At 46.4% G+C, this 14,378-nt stretch carries 15 protein-coding genes; 9 read left to right on the top strand and 6 right to left on the bottom strand.

Features of this window, described 5'->3' with window-relative positions; translation table 11 throughout:
• Positions 1–5 precede the first annotated feature (5 nt).
• The 3 genes from odhB (at position 6) to sucD (ending at position 3,459) form a co-directional block, all read left to right on the top strand.
• A complete protein-coding gene (odhB, locus tag F0265_RS09585; RefSeq protein ID WP_006959571.1) occupies positions 6–1,211 on the top strand; it encodes a 2-oxoglutarate dehydrogenase complex dihydrolipoyllysine-residue succinyltransferase in 1,206 nt (401 codons plus the stop codon).
• A gap of 209 nt (positions 1,212–1,420) precedes the next feature.
• Positions 1,421–2,587: an ADP-forming succinate--CoA ligase subunit beta gene (sucC, locus tag F0265_RS09580; protein ID WP_082313582.1), complete on the top strand. Its 1,167-nt coding sequence runs from the start codon at positions 1,421–1,423 to the stop codon at positions 2,585–2,587.
• Positions 2,587–3,459, top strand: a complete 873-nt coding sequence (gene sucD, locus F0265_RS09575; RefSeq protein WP_006881309.1) for a succinate--CoA ligase subunit alpha — start codon at positions 2,587–2,589, stop codon at positions 3,457–3,459. The genes sucC and sucD overlap by 1 nt, the downstream gene beginning before the upstream one ends.
• An 84-nt stretch (positions 3,460–3,543) precedes the next feature.
• Here sucD and F0265_RS09570 read toward each other — a convergent pair whose 3' ends face one another.
• The gene (locus tag F0265_RS09570) at positions 3,544–3,831 is read right to left on the bottom strand and encodes a hypothetical protein (RefSeq protein ID WP_006959568.1); all 288 of its coding nucleotides are present in this window, start codon (positions 3,829–3,831) and stop codon (positions 3,544–3,546) included.
• Positions 3,832–4,634: 803 nt separating this feature from the next.
• Between F0265_RS09570 and F0265_RS09565 the strand changes: the two genes are divergently transcribed.
• Positions 4,635–5,153 (top strand): GNAT family N-acetyltransferase, encoded by a 519-nt coding sequence (locus F0265_RS09565; protein ID WP_080749095.1) that lies wholly within the window; start codon positions 4,635–4,637, stop codon positions 5,151–5,153.
• Here F0265_RS09565 and F0265_RS09560 read toward each other — a convergent pair.
• Both F0265_RS09560 and F0265_RS09555 read right to left on the bottom strand, forming a co-directional pair.
• The gene (locus F0265_RS09560) at positions 5,101–5,400 is read right to left on the bottom strand and encodes a DUF3301 domain-containing protein (protein WP_064488543.1); all 300 of its coding nucleotides are present in this window, start codon (positions 5,398–5,400) and stop codon (positions 5,101–5,103) included. The two genes, F0265_RS09565 and F0265_RS09560, sit on opposite strands and share 53 nt — an antisense overlap.
• A 3-nt stretch (positions 5,401–5,403) precedes the next feature.
• Positions 5,404–6,441, bottom strand: coding sequence for a DUF3549 family protein (locus F0265_RS09555; RefSeq protein WP_171748677.1), 1,038 nt, complete (start codon positions 6,439–6,441; stop codon positions 5,404–5,406).
• A 75-nt stretch (positions 6,442–6,516) separates the two neighbouring features.
• Between F0265_RS09555 and F0265_RS09550 the strand changes: the two genes are divergently transcribed.
• Positions 6,517–6,831, top strand: a complete 315-nt coding sequence (locus tag F0265_RS09550; RefSeq protein ID WP_171748676.1) for a YqcC family protein — start codon at positions 6,517–6,519, stop codon at positions 6,829–6,831.
• On the top strand, positions 6,831–7,553 hold the full coding sequence (gene truC, locus F0265_RS09545; protein WP_171748776.1) for a tRNA pseudouridine(65) synthase TruC: 723 nt from the start codon (positions 6,831–6,833) through the stop codon (positions 7,551–7,553). The genes F0265_RS09550 and truC overlap by 1 nt, the downstream gene beginning before the upstream one ends.
• Before the next feature lie 57 nt (positions 7,554–7,610).
• On the opposite strand, the gene dxs is transcribed toward truC, so the two are convergent.
• From dxs to xseB, 3 genes are read right to left on the bottom strand one after another with little or no spacing between them, the layout of a single operon-like run.
• Entirely contained in the window at positions 7,611–9,476 is a 1,866-nt protein-coding gene (dxs, locus tag F0265_RS09540) for a 1-deoxy-D-xylulose-5-phosphate synthase (RefSeq protein WP_171748675.1), read from the bottom strand.
• Positions 9,477–9,495: 19 nt separating this feature from the next.
• Positions 9,496–10,380: a (2E,6E)-farnesyl diphosphate synthase gene (gene ispA / locus F0265_RS09535; RefSeq protein ID WP_171748674.1), complete on the bottom strand. Its 885-nt coding sequence runs from the start codon at positions 10,378–10,380 to the stop codon at positions 9,496–9,498.
• Positions 10,381–10,402: 22 nt separating this feature from the next.
• A complete protein-coding gene (gene xseB, locus F0265_RS09530; protein WP_171748673.1) occupies positions 10,403–10,645 on the bottom strand; it encodes an exodeoxyribonuclease VII small subunit in 243 nt (80 codons plus the stop codon).
• A 263-nt stretch (positions 10,646–10,908) separates the two neighbouring features.
• Between xseB and pomA the strand changes: the two genes are divergently transcribed.
• From pomA to thiI, 3 genes are all read left to right on the top strand, one after another.
• Positions 10,909–11,673 carry a flagellar motor protein PomA gene (gene pomA, locus F0265_RS09525; RefSeq protein ID WP_019276544.1) on the top strand — a complete coding sequence of 255 codons (765 nt, stop codon included), beginning with the start codon at positions 10,909–10,911 and terminating at the stop codon, positions 11,671–11,673.
• 10 nt (positions 11,674–11,683) lie between these two features.
• Entirely contained in the window at positions 11,684–12,634 is a 951-nt protein-coding gene (locus F0265_RS09520; RefSeq protein ID WP_171748672.1) for a flagellar motor protein MotB, read from the top strand.
• A gap of 146 nt (positions 12,635–12,780) precedes the next feature.
• On the top strand, positions 12,781–14,229 hold the full coding sequence (gene thiI / locus F0265_RS09515; RefSeq protein WP_171748671.1) for a tRNA uracil 4-sulfurtransferase ThiI: 1,449 nt from the start codon (positions 12,781–12,783) through the stop codon (positions 14,227–14,229).
• The last annotated feature ends 149 nt before the right edge of the window (positions 14,230–14,378 follow it).

Here is a 14,378-nt window from a genome sequence, read left to right as displayed (position 1 = left end):
CAGATATGACAATTGAAATTCTGGTTCCAGATTTACCTGAATCTGTTGCTGATGCGACAGTAGCAACATGGCACAAACAACCAGGTGACGCGGTAGAGCGTGACGAAGTTCTGGTTGATATTGAAACTGATAAAGTAGTTCTAGAAGTACCGGCTCCTGAAGCGGGTGTTCTAGAAGCTATCATCGAAGAAGAAGGTGCTACCGTTCTTTCTAAGCAACTGATTGCCAAACTTAAACCTGGTGCTGTTGCTGGTGAGCCAACAAAAGATACCACTGAGGAAGCGGAAGCGTCTCCAGATAAGCGTCACAAAGCGTCTCTGAGTGAAGAAAGCAACGATGCACTGAGCCCAGCTGTACGTCGTCTTCTTGCTGAACACAACTTGGAAGCAAGCCAAGTGAAAGGTACAGGTGTTGGTGGTCGTATTACGCGTGAAGATATTGAAGCGCACCTTGCGAACGCTAAAGCTGCACCGAAAGCAGACGCTCCTGTAGCTGAAGCGCCGGCAGCTGCTCGCAGCCAGAAACGCGTTCCTATGACACGTCTACGCAAAACTGTTGCAAATCGTCTGCTTGAAGCGAAAAACAACACGGCAATGCTGACTACGTTTAACGAAGTAAACATGAAGCCAATCATGGATCTTCGTAAGCAGTACAAAGATCAATTCGAAGAGCGCCACGGCATCCGTCTTGGTTTCATGTCTTTCTACGTGAAAGCGGTTACCGAAGCACTGAAACGTTACCCAGAAGTAAACGCTTCTATTGATGGCGATGACATTGTTTATCACAACTACTTCGACATCAGCATGGCGGTTTCTACGCCTCGTGGTCTAGTTACTCCAGTCCTAAAAGACTGCGATACGCTAGGTTTTGCTGATGTAGAAAAAGGCATCAAAGAGTTGGCGATCAAAGGTCGTGACGGCAAGTTGACAGTAGACGAGCTGATGGGTGGTAACTTTACTATCACTAACGGTGGTGTCTTTGGTTCACTAATGTCTACGCCAATCATCAACCCGCCGCAATCAGCGATTCTTGGCATGCACAAGATCCAAGAGCGACCAATGGCTGTTGATGGCAAAGTAGAAATTCTACCTATGATGTACCTTGCACTTTCTTACGATCACCGTTTGATTGATGGTCGTGAGTCAGTTGGTTTCTTGGTTACTATCAAAGAGCTACTGGAAGATCCAGCACGTCTACTTCTTGACGTGTAATTAACTCAGGCACCGGATTGATTTTGGTAATCTGGTGCCTAAAGTTTCTAAGGCTGAGCACGCTCAACGCTCAGCCTTCATTTGAAGCACTAGTTATTGAATTGGATAGCTAGTGGTTTATTTGAGAAGACCCTACAGACGTTAGGTCGTTTCGATCAAGGCGTCATGGACATAATAATCCCTCAAGGGAAAACAAACGGAATATCAAAATGAATTTGCATGAATACCAAGCCAAACAGCTGTTTGCAGAATTCGGTTTGCCTGTACCGGAAGGCTATGCGTGTGATACCCCTCAAGAAGCTTTCGAAGCTGCGGGACGCATTAGCACAGAGAAAAAAGTTGTTAAATGTCAGGTTCACGCTGGTGGCCGCGGTAAAGCGGGTGGTGTTGAACTACATGACACAAAAGATGGCGTAAAAGAATTTGCGCAAAAATGGCTAGGTAAGAACCTGGTAACTTACCAAACAGATGCAAATGGTCAGCCTGTTACAAAAATCCTTGTTGAAGAAGCGTCTAATATCGCTAACGAACTTTACCTTGGTGCGGTTGTTGACCGTGCAAGCCGTAAGATCGTTTTCATGGCTTCAACGGAAGGCGGTGTTGAGATTGAGAAAGTTGCGGAAGAAACGCCGGAGCTAATCCATAAAGCTGCGATCGACCCATTGGTTGGTCCTCAAGCTTATCAAGGTCGTGAACTTGCGTTCAAACTTGGTCTAGTGGGTGACCAGATCAAGCAGTTCGTTAAGATCTTCATGGGTCTTGGTACTATGTTTGCTCAGTACGATCTAGCACTACTAGAAATCAACCCACTGGTTGTCACTGGTGAAGGTAACCTGCTTTGTCTAGATGGCAAGATTAACATCGACTCAAACGCAATGTACCGTCAGCCTAAGCTGCGTGAAATGCACGATCCTTCACAAGAAGATGAGCGTGAAGCACATGCTGCTCAGTGGGAACTGAACTATGTCGCTCTAGATGGCAACGTTGGCTGTATGGTTAACGGTGCTGGTCTAGCAATGGGCACAATGGATATCGTAAACCTACACGGTGGCAAGCCAGCTAACTTCCTAGACGTAGGTGGCGGCGCGACTAAAGAGCGTGTAGCAGAAGCATTCAAGATCATCCTATCTGATGACAATGTAAAAGCAGTACTGGTAAACATCTTCGGTGGTATCGTGCGTTGTGACATGATTGCAGAAGGTATTATTGGTGCAGTTAAAGAGGTAGGCGTAAGCGTACCAGTTGTTGTTCGTCTCGAAGGTACTAACGCAGACCTAGGTCGCGAAGTTCTTGCTAATTCTGATGTTGATATCATCGCTGCTGAGTCACTAACTGACGCAGCTCAGAAAGTTGTTGCTGCTGCGGAGGGCAAATAATGTCTGTACTAATTAATAAAGACACCAAAGTAATCTGTCAGGGTTTCACTGGTGGTCAAGGTACTTTCCACTCTGAGCAAGCTATCGCATACGGAACACAGATGGTTGGTGGTGTATCTCCAGGTAAAGGTGGTCAAACTCACCTTGGTCTTCCTGTGTTCAACACTGTACGTGAAGCAGTAGAAGCAACTGGCGCAACAGCAACAGTTATCTACGTTCCAGCACCTTTCTGTAAAGATGCAATCCTAGAAGCGATTGATGCAGGTATCGAGCTTATCGTAACGATCACTGAAGGTATCCCTACAACAGATATGATCGACGTGAAAGTGAAGCTAGAAGAAACTGGCGTTCGCATGATCGGTCCTAACTGTCCAGGTCTAATCACTCCTGACGAGTGTAAGATTGGTATCATGCCTGGTCATATCCACAAGAAAGGTAAAGTAGGTATTGTTTCTCGCTCTGGTACTCTAACGTATGAAGCGGTTAAGCAGACTACAGATGAAGGCTTCGGTCAGTCTACTTGTGTTGGTATCGGTGGTGACCCAATCCCAGGTTCAAACTTCATTGATATCCTAAAACTGTTCCAAGAAGATCCAGAAACTGAAGCTATCGTAATGATCGGTGAGATCGGTGGTACAGCAGAAGAAGAAGCAGCGGCGTTTATCAAAGAGAACGTAACTAAACCTGTTGTTTCTTACATTGCTGGTGTTACAGCGCCTCCAGGCAAACGTATGGGCCATGCTGGTGCAATCATCTCTGGTGGTAAAGGTACAGCGGAAGACAAGTTTGCAGCTCTAGAAGCAGCAGGCGTTAAGACGGTTAAGTCTCTAGCAGACATCGGTAAAGGTCTACGTGAAGTAACAGGTTGGTAATTCACCAATCTGCCTAAACAAAAAAAGGCTTGGCATTGCGCCAAGCCTTTTCTATTCTGGGTCTTATCAGCGAGATAAACTCACTTACGAGTTCGCCATCTTCTCTTCTAATAGTGCCAACCTAGTGGTCAACTCAGCGACTTGTTTTTCCAGCTCAGTAATTCTGCATGCGTCATTAGCTGTTTTAGCAGCGACTTCTACTTTAGGAACACGGTTAGCACTTTTCCAGCTTTTAATTGTCGTGATAAGAGCAGGCATAGGGATGGCTGTACTAAGGCGTGCTTTCACCAAGGCGACGGTTGGCTCCTTACCCTCTTTTTGGAGCTGTTCTAAAACTTCCTTAAGCTCCTGACTAACATCTTGAGTGAGCATATGACCTCCTTGAATGCGTTCAGCGTCATGATACTCAACGTATCCTGTGAATGCGAATAGAAAATGCACTCTTGCAATGTGCGAGATCTCTTACGCTTAGTGTGCGATAAAACAGTCTTACACTGGTGTGATAAACGCATTGTTATTTTATGTTGTTGAATTTGTTTGATATTAAATCTAAATAGCGTATTTACGTAACCTGAGCATTCGTTTATCGCATTGCTTATAGAAAGAGGTAGGGTAAATTACCAAGTGTTGGACGGGATGCTGACACGGAACAGGAACGTTAAGGACTGAACATCTTCGGGACGAAGATTTGGCTGGTAAGGAGTGCTAGTCAGCAAGGAGCGAAGGATACTGTAGGGATGCAGCTACTGATGGGAATTCAGTACTAAGGACGGATAGGCCCCCTCAGGGAAGAGGCGTGACAGTGTCAGGATGATGCAAAGGACACCGCTCAGGGAACAAGTGACGTGCGCTAACAGGTCAGTTAGCTATCAGGACGATTAGGACACCGCTAGGACGGCGAAGCCAGGATAACACTGAAGGATTCAGTGACTATTAAGGAAGATGCATGGAGCACCTTTTGTGGCCGGACTGCTACGAGTAAGACTATAGCCCCGATATTTGCGTATCGGGGCTTTTCTTTAACCTTAGGCATAACTCACACTAACAACGTCAAAATAACAATCTAGATCAATAACTAAACTTATCAGTTGGTATAACTTTTCGGCTTTGTTTCTACGTTTGGAAACAAAAATATCCCCTGTTCTTCAGGGGCATGCTGTCAATAAGGATGTGTTGTGACTATCGTAACTCGCCGAACATTACTGGTGCCGTACAATGAATCATTGCAATCGGAATTCTTGATGCTTAACTGTTGTGCCAAGAATCGAGCTGAGATGAATGGACCGCACACTGTTTCTTCAGCAAAACAGCTTTTCCAGCAAGTTTTACATGATCACACCATTTATGCGTTGGCTGTTTTAGACAGTCATTCACGAGAATATATCGGGCATGTATTTATCTATCATTTGGATAGTGGGCCGGAATTAGGGTATATCTTTGATAAAGCCTATTGGGGGAAGGGGTACGCCAGTGAAGTCCTGAAGGCCTTTTTCCCTAAGGCGGTGCGGGACCTCAACTTAACTCGCGTATCAGCCACAGCCAACATTGAGCACACGCCATCGATTCGTATTCTAGGCAAGCTGGGTTTTGAATTATGCGGTCAAAATCGAGATGCATTTGGCCCGTACAATGAGTATGTATTTACATCCGATGAGGTGGTAGATCGACCTTCATCAGTCGAAAGCCTTGCATGATCAACTTGCCTTGGTAGCAGTCATCGCCAAGTGATGAAAACTCAAATTGATAAACAGAGTGCCAACGCCAGATTCCGTCTGGCGTTTTCAGTTTATGACCTTTTAGCGCGACGCTGATCAACTGCAGATCGAGCTGCTTACATTTGTTGGCCGCGATTGATTTGGCTAACTCAGCTTGTCTTCTCTGTTGCCAGAACAAAAAACAGCCGAATACCAATCCCAGAATGGCTAGAAGGTCACCGATCATCTTTTAGCCCTTAGTCGCTTGTTGAAGTTTTACCAGCGCCTCTGCCAGCTCCTGAGATGGTGCAGAATGAAGCAGGGGTAATAACACCATTCTCAATTCAGGTAGCATCACCAGATCGGCAAACAATTGATTAAATAGCGCCTGATTACCAGTCTGAGCTAAACGCAGAAGAAATTGCTGTGCAAGTTGTTGGTCGCGGAGAAGGTACCAACTGCGGCCTGCGACACCAATCAACACTTCTTGATGGCTTAAGCGAGGAGACGCGAGTATTTTGTCGAGTATCACTCCTGAATACGACGTGTTAGCTCCAGACAATGCACGAGCGAGAGCGCCAAGGAGGAAGATATCTGGGTCATTGCTGTCTATCTGCTCAAGGGCCATTTCTTGTAAACGCTCTGCCAGTTTATCTGGCAAAGGTGTATGCTCCAGCGCTCCTAGCAAGGCATAAAGCGGCTCATTAGGTAGGTGTTTTAGCGCTTTGCGTAAGTTGACACCGTTTTGGTTATGCCCAAGGCGGGCACAGATATCGGTTACACCTTGAAGGCCGACGGTCTGCCATTTATCCCAGCCGAGACCACCAGAGAAGTAGTGCTGTGCGTGCTCATAGTACTGACTGCATGGCAAGTCGAGTTGAGCTCTTATTTGACTGTGAAAAACAGCCATTTTATCTTCAGCAGGCTTATAGGTATAAGGGTTATTCGATAGCTTTTGTTGCTGCTCTTCTGTCATTTCCTGACTCAAGCGCGTTCCCATCGCCTCAACGACATATTTAATGAAGTTGCCTACATCAGCCTGCTTCAATAGACCACGCTCATCCAGCTCAAACTTTAAGAACCAAATCCACGGTTGCTTGTGTTCATTCCAGTAAGCAATCGCGAGATGCGCTTTGCGCTGTAGAGGGAACGGATAGGGTTGAAGGCCTTTTTCTACATCGGCAAACACTTTGCTGTCTATGTGTTTGATTCGGCGCCCTAGATCATAAACCTGATATTGGCATTCACTATTGGTTAATAACTGGCTGAGGGTATGAATGGTGTCCATTGCTGAATAGTCCTAACTTTCTTTCCTCTATAAATGGTACTCTTATGCCTAATTTCAAGGTTTCCCCTCAGGTTTATGACAAAAGAACAGCAATTAGTACCACTTCTAGACCAGTTACCCTCTGTCATGCGCGAGCTAAAACTGTGGCAACGACACAAGCCAACTGACCAAGCGCTACAAAGTGCTGAACCTTTTGCGGTCGATACGTTACAACCAGAACAATGGTTACAGTGGGTATTTTTACCAAAAATGGCATCTCTTCTTGAGCAGAAGATGCCTTTACCCGCAGGCTTTGCGATTACGCCTTACTTTGAAGAGTGTTGGAAAGAGCATGGGGCATATGCTCCATTACTTGATCTGCTTAGAGCGATAGATGAGGCCTGTGCGTGATATTAGATATTGTTTTTCAGGACGAGTACTTTGTTGCCGTGAACAAGCCAGCTGGGATGTTGGTTCACCGTAGTTGGTTAGATAAACACGAAACTCAGTTTGTGATGCAGACACTGCGTGATCAAATTGGTCAACATGTATTTCCACTTCATCGTCTTGATCGACCGACATCGGGAGTGTTGATTTTTGCCTTGTCGAGTGATGTGGCCTCTCAAGTGATGCCCATGTTTGCCAACCACGAAATGACCAAGACCTATCACGCTATTGTGCGCGGTTGGATTGAAGAGGCGGGACGATTAGATTATGCCTTAAAGGTTGAGCTGGATAAGATCGCCGATAAGCATGCCAGTCAAGAGAAGGAAGCTCAGGAAGCGATTACTGATTACCGCCCATTGGCAAAAACAGAGATCCCTTACTCAACGGGAAAATTTCCTACGACTCGCTACTGTTTGATGGAGTTAAAGCCACTGACTGGGCGCAAACATCAGCTTAGGCGCCATATGGCTCACCTTCGTCATCCGATAGTTGGTGATACCACTCATGGCGATGGCAAGCACAACAAATTGTTTAGAGAAGTCTATGACTCCCACCGCTTGCTTCTGCATGCTTCAAGCTTAGAGTTTGTGCACCCGTTTACTAACCAGACGGTGCTGATTAAAGCGAAAGTCGATGATACATGGCAGAAGATTTGCGATGAGTTTGCTTGGCAGATGCCTGAATAGAATGAAAAAAGCTCTCGAAAGAGAGCTTTTTAGCAGTAATTTAAGCTGAACTGAGCGCTATTTTTCGAGGTAATTTCGAATTGACTGCTCAATGCCTTTAGCATCTAATCCGAGCGCTTGATGCAGCTCATCTTGAGTTCCTTGAGCAATGAATTGGTCAGGAAGACCTAAGTTCAGTACTGGCTTAATGAGTTTTTCTTGCATCATAAACTCGATCACACCAGCGCCAGCCCCGCCTGCGATGGCATTTTCTTCTAATGTGACAATCACATCATGCTCATCAACAAGTTGTTTGATCAAAGCTTCATCAAGTGGTTTAACAAAACGCATATCAGCGACTGTCACATTGAGTTTTTCAGCCGCTTCCAGTGCATTGCCTAAGAAAGTACCGAAGCTGAGAATCGCCACTTTTTCACCTTTTCGTACGACTCGACCTTTGCCAATTTCTAACGCAGTGAAATCTTGCTCAATCTCAGTTCCGATGCCGCTACCACGAGGGTAACGTACAGCACTTGGCCCCGTGTGCTTATGCCCTGTGTAGAGCATTTGACGACATTCGTTCTCATCACTTGGTGCCATGATGACCATGTTTGGAATACAACGCATAAAGCTCAGATCAAACGCACCTTGGTGAGTCTGACCATCAGCTCCCACTAGTCCAGCACGGTCAATCGCAAACATCACTGGAAGATTCATGATGGCGATGTCGTGAATCAACTGGTCGTAACCGCGCTGAAGGAAAGTTGAGTAAATTGCGACAATTGGGTTGTTGCCCGCAATTGCCATACCTGTTGCCAAGGTGACGGCATGTTGCTCTGCGATCGCTACATCAAAGTACTGCTGTGGGTATTCTTTAGAGAAGCGAACCATGCCGGAACCTTCACGCATTGCTGGCGTGATAGCCATCAATTTCGGGTCCTGAGCGGCCATGTCACACAAGAAATCACCGAAAATCTTTGAGAAGGTTGGCTTGCTGCCGCTACTCTTTGGCAATGAAGTATGGGCAGGGTCGAACTTAGGGACGCCGTGATAACCGATAGGATCTTTCTCCGCAGGCTCGTAACCCTTGCCTTTTTTCGTCATGATATGAAGGAATTGCGGACCTTTTAGTTCTCGCATGTTCTTCAGCGTTTTGACCAGTTCGTTAACATCGTGACCATCGACTGGGCCAATGTAGTTAAAACCTAGCTCTTCAAATAGCGTACCAGGTACGACCATGCCTTTAAGGTGTTCCTCGGTGCGGCGAACCAGCTCTTTAATTGGCGGTACACCGGAGAGTACTTTCTTGCCACCTTCACGAATCGAGGTGTATAGGCTGCCAGAAAGTACCTGAGCGAGATGGTTATTCAGTGCACCGACGTTTTCAGAGATCGACATCTCGTTGTCATTTAGTACGACCAGCATGTCTGAGTGGACATCGCCCGCGTGGTTCATTGCTTCGAATGCCATACCAGCGGTAATGGCACCATCACCAATCACGCTGACCACTTTACGATTTTCACCTTCTTTCTCCGCGCTGATGGCCATACCTAGCGCAGCGCTGATAGAGGTAGATGAGTGACCGACAGATAGCGTGTCATACTCACTTTCTTCGCGCCAAGGAAAAGGGTGTAATCCGTCTTTCTGGCGGATAGTTGGCATTTGGTCGCGGCGACCAGTCAGTATTTTGTGTGGGTATGCTTGATGGCCAACATCCCAAACCAGCTGATCAAATGGGGTGTTGTACACATAGTGAAGCGCTACTGTAAGCTCCACGGTACCTAAGCCTGAGGCTAGGTGACCGCTGGATTGACTGACAGAGTTCAGTAAGTAGGTGCGTAATTCGTCACACAGCGTAGGCAAAGCTTCCTTAGGAAGGCTACGCAGTTCATCTGGTGTATTTGCCAGAGCCAGTGTTGGATATTTTGAAATATCAAGAGTCATATAAATGCGCGCTTTTAGTTTAGTTCTTGCGCTCGATGACGTATCGGGCGAACTCTTCGAGTAATTCTGTATTGTATGGGATTGCTTCTAAAGCTTGAAGAGCTTCCGTTAACAGAGTGTGAGCTTTGTTAATAGCGCCTTCTAATCCTAGCAGTGCAGGATAAGTACTTTTGTCTAATTCCTGATCAGAGCCTTGAGGTTTACCTAAGGTTTCTGTGTCACTGATGATATCTAAAATGTCGTCTTGAACCTGAAACGCTAAGCCAATAGCGTCAGCAAACTGGTCTAACTGAGGCAAGATTTCTGAGCCTTTCTGCCCTGCAGCCAGTGCTCCAAGTCGGATTGCACACTTCATTAGTGCGCCGGTTTTATTGCGGTGAATGTTTTCCAACTCTGCAAGCGATACCTTTCGACCTTCTGCCGCTAGGTCCAAAGCTTGGCCTAGGCACATACCGTTTGCCCCGGATGCTTCTGCCAGCGCTTTCACCATCTTTATACGATGAGTTTCCGCCTCAGAGCTCAATTCTCCATCAGCAAGAATAGTAAACGCCATGGTTTGCAGGGCATCGCCAGTCAGGATCGCTGTGGCTTCATCGAATTTGATATGGCAGGTGGGTTGTCCGCGACGAAGCTCGTCATCGTCCATCGCAGGCAAATCATCGTGGATAAGCGAGTAGGCATGGATGCACTCAATCGCTGATGCTGGGGTATCTAAATCTTCCAGCTTACAGCCCAGCATCTGGCCGGTAATATAGACCAGAAATGGGCGTGCACGTTTCCCACCTAATAGCAGGCCGTAGCGCATAGCTTCAATCAGAGGCTGTTCCTGATGAGGAAGCTGGTTTAGCCAGCGCTCTAATTGTTGATTGTTTCTTTGTTGTAGAGAGGTTAACGCCTCGTGCATAGGAGCAATTCTTCTGTGGTAATTATTCTGGCTGAGTCGAGAACTCTGAAAGCGGGGTATCATCGTCGTTCTGAAGTAAGATACTGACGCGTTGTTCTGCATCGCTTAGCTTACTCTGACCTTCACGGGCCAGTGCGATGCCACGTTCAAACTTTTTCAGTGCGTCATCAAGAGCCAGATCACCGTTTTCAAGGTGTTCAACAATAGAGTCGAGTTCTTCAATTGCTGCCTCAAAGGACATGTTTTCAGGTTTCTTGCTCGCCATAATATTTCTACATTTGAAAAGATGCACGAAAGTTACCTTAGCAGGTAATGATGGTCAAATTTAACCGAGGAAAATTGACAGAAAAATCGAGTTTGCGCGGTCAATATTATCTTATAAAGGTCACGTCACTGCTTTAGTCTAGTTTACTCTGTCGCCATAACATCTATATTTGTGTGAGTGCGATACCAATAAAACACTAAAGATCTGAAGATGTTGCCGATATAATTTACCAGAAGCTTAAAAGATAGCATGAGGAGTGCTTTGTGGATTTAGCAACGCTGATAGGGCTCATTGGCGGCTTTGCTTTCGTAATCATGGCGATGATTCTGGGCGGAAGCATAATGATGTTCGTCGATGTGACCTCTATTCTAATCGTAGTTGGTGGCTCGACCTTCGTTGTCCTGATGAAATTTACCATGGGGCAGTTTTTCGGTGCGGCTAAGATTGCGGGCAAAGCTTTCATGTTCAAAGTCGACGAACCTGAAGATCTGATTGCTAAAGTGGTCGAAATGGCGGACGCAGCACGTAAAGGTGGCTTTCTGGCTCTCGAAGAAATGGAGATCACGAACAACTTTATGCAGAAAGGCATCGATTTACTGGTCGATGGTCATGATGCGGACGTTGTTCGTGCGGCACTGCAAAAAGACATTGTCCTGACCGATGAGCGCCATGACTTTGGTGCGAGCGTATTCCGCGCGTTCGGAGACGTTGCTCCGGCAATGGGGATGATCGGTACGCTAGTTGGTCTGGTTGCCATGTTGTCTAACATGGATGACCCGAAAGCGATCGGCCCGGCAATGGCGGTCGCACTTCTGACGACGCTCTACGGAGCAATCTTATCTAACATGGTGTTTTTCCCTATTGCAGACAAACTGTCACTGCGCCGCGATCAGGAAAAACTCAACCGTCGCCTAATCATGGATGGTGTGCTTGCTATTCAGGATGGACAAAACCCACGCGTTATCGACAGCTATCTGAAGAACTACCTCAATGAAGGTAAGCGTGCTCTTGACGTAGATAACGAGTAAGGTCGCTGGTATGGAAGATGAAGAACCAAAATGCCCGCCCCCCGGTTTACCACTGTGGATGGGAACATTTGCTGACTTGATGTCACTGTTGATGTGCTTCTTCGTACTTCTGTTGTCGTTTTCTGAGATGGACGTACTGAAGTTCAAGCAGATCGCAGGTTCAATGAAGTTTGCGTTCGGTGTACAGAACCGACTGGAAGTTAAAGATATTCCTAAGGGTACCAGTATCATTGCGCAGGAGTTTCGCCCTGGGCGACCTGAGCCGACTCCGATTGATGTCATCATGCAGCAAACCATCGATATTACTCAGCAGACACTGGAGTTTCATGAAGGTGAATCTGATCGTGCTGGTGGTACGCAGCGTGATAAAGGTAAGCAAACCGGTGGTAAGTCACCTGATACGTCAACTCAGGATAGTCAAAACTCAGAATCAGACAGCGAACAGCAGCAGTCAGCGGAGCTTTCTCAAGAGCTGGAAACATTGATGGAGAGCATCAAGAAAGCTTTGGAGCGTGAAATTGAGCAAGGCGCGATTGAAGTTGAGAATTTAGGCCAGCAGATTGATATCCGTATTCGTGAGAAAGGGGCATTCCCCGAAGGGTCTGCATTCCTTCAGCCTAAGTTCCGACCTTTAGTCAGACAGATTGCCGAGTTAGTCAAAGATATTCCGGGGATAGTGCGAGTTTCTGGTCATACCGATAACCAGCGCATTGATTCTGAGCTATATCGTTCCAACTGGGATTTGTCCGCTCAGCGCGCAGTGTCTGTCGCACAGGAGATGGAAAAAGTTCGAGGCTTCTCTCATCAGCGTCTTCAGGTTCGCGGTATGGCAGATACGCAGCCACTAGGACCGAATGATACTGAAGCGCAGCGCTCGCGTAACCGACGCGTTGAAATCAGTATTATGCAGGGCGAACCTCTTTATAGTGATGAAGTCCCATCCTTACCAAGTTCTAACTAAGAAAAAGGCGAGCGAAATGCTCGTCTTTTTTATGGTCTTTGCTTCATGTATAATCTTGCGCCCTTAGAGGCAGCTTATAACTAAGCCGAGCTGCTAGGCTCCATAGAGCGTGAGAATAGCGAAACAGTTAACTTGTGAAGTGAATTATGAAATTTATCGTAAAGCCCCATCCAGAAATTTTTGTAAAAAGTGAGTCTGTGCGTAAGCGCTTCACAAAGATTCTTGAGTGTAATATCCGTAACATTATTAAGAGTCGTACAGAGTCTGTTGCTGTTTTCAACCGTCGCGACCACATTGAAGTCACTGCGGAAACGGATGAGTTCTACAAAGAAACAGTGGAAGTGTTGACTCAAACTCCAGGTATTCACCATGTACTGGAAGTTCAGCAATCAGAATTTAAAGATTTGCACGACATCTTCGAGCAGGTTCTTGAACTCAACCGTCCTAGCCTTGAAGGCAAAACGTTCGTTGTTCGAGCTAAGCGTCGCGGCAAGCATGATTTCACCTCCATTGAGCTGGAACGCTACGTTGGTGGAGGTCTGAACCAAGCGATTGAAAGTGCGAGCGTTAAACTGCGCAACCCTGATGTGACGGTTAAAGTGGAAGTCGCAAACGAGAAGCTTAACCAGGTGATCAAGCGTCACAAAGGTCTGGGCGGCTTCCCTCTAGGCACTCAGGAAGACGTATTGAGTCTGATTTCTGGTGGTTTTGATTCTGGTGTTTCAAGTTACCTGCACATCAAACGCGGCTCTAAAGTTCATTACTGTTTCTTTAACCTAGGTGGCCCAGCGCACGAAATCGGTGTTAAGCAGGTGTCTCACTATCTTTGGAACAAGTACGGTTCTTCTGCCAAGGTACGCTTTATCTCGATTGATTTTGAGCCAGTTGTGGCTGAGATTCTTGAGAAGGTCGATGATGGCCAAATGGGCGTTATCCTCAAGCGTATGTTTATGCGTGCCGCTGGTATGGTGGCTGAGAAATTCAAGATTGAAGCGTTGGTGACGGGGGAAGCATTAGGCCAGGTATCAAGCCAGACGCTCACTAACTTGCGCCATATTGATAACGTCACAGATACGTTAATTCTGCGCCCGCTTATCAACTGGGATAAAGAAGACATCATCAATCTAGCGCGCGACATCGGTACGGAAGACTTTGCGAAGACGATGCCTGAATACTGTGGTGTGATTTCGAAGAAACCGACAGTAAAAGCCGTTAAAGCTAAACTTGACGCAGAAGAAGACAAGTTCGATTTCAGCATTCTTGAGCAAGTAGTCCGTGATGCTCGTCAGATGGACATTCGTGATATTGCTAAAGAAACCGAAGCAGCAGCGCCAGAAGTAGAGCAGGTGCAAGCGGTTGAGCAACACGCGATTGTTCTTGATATCCGCAGCCCGGAAGAAGAAGACGATAATCCACTTGAGATCGACGGCGTTGAAGTGAAACACCTGCCTTTCTATAAGTTGGGTACGCAGTTTGGCGATTTAGATCAGTCGAAGACTTACCTGCTGTACTGTGATCGTGGTGTTATGAGCCGCCTACAAGCGTTATACCTTCAAGAACAAGGCTTTGCTAACGTTAAGGTTTACCGCCCTTAATAGAGGCTTTATGAGTCTAGAAAGCGCAAATCGTTCATTCGGTTTGCGCTTTTTTATTTGCTTGGCTTTTTGATGACTTTGTCATGATAACAAAATGGTATCTAAGGTAAGTTAAGCAGATAAAAAAACACCGCCAGAAGGCGGTGCTA

It is taken from the genome of Vibrio sp. RE88 (assembly GCF_013113835.1).
GTDB lineage: Bacteria > Pseudomonadota > Gammaproteobacteria > Enterobacterales > Vibrionaceae > Vibrio.
The sequence above is the reverse complement of the archived record's forward strand: the minus strand, read 5'-3'. Positions and strand labels throughout refer to the sequence as shown.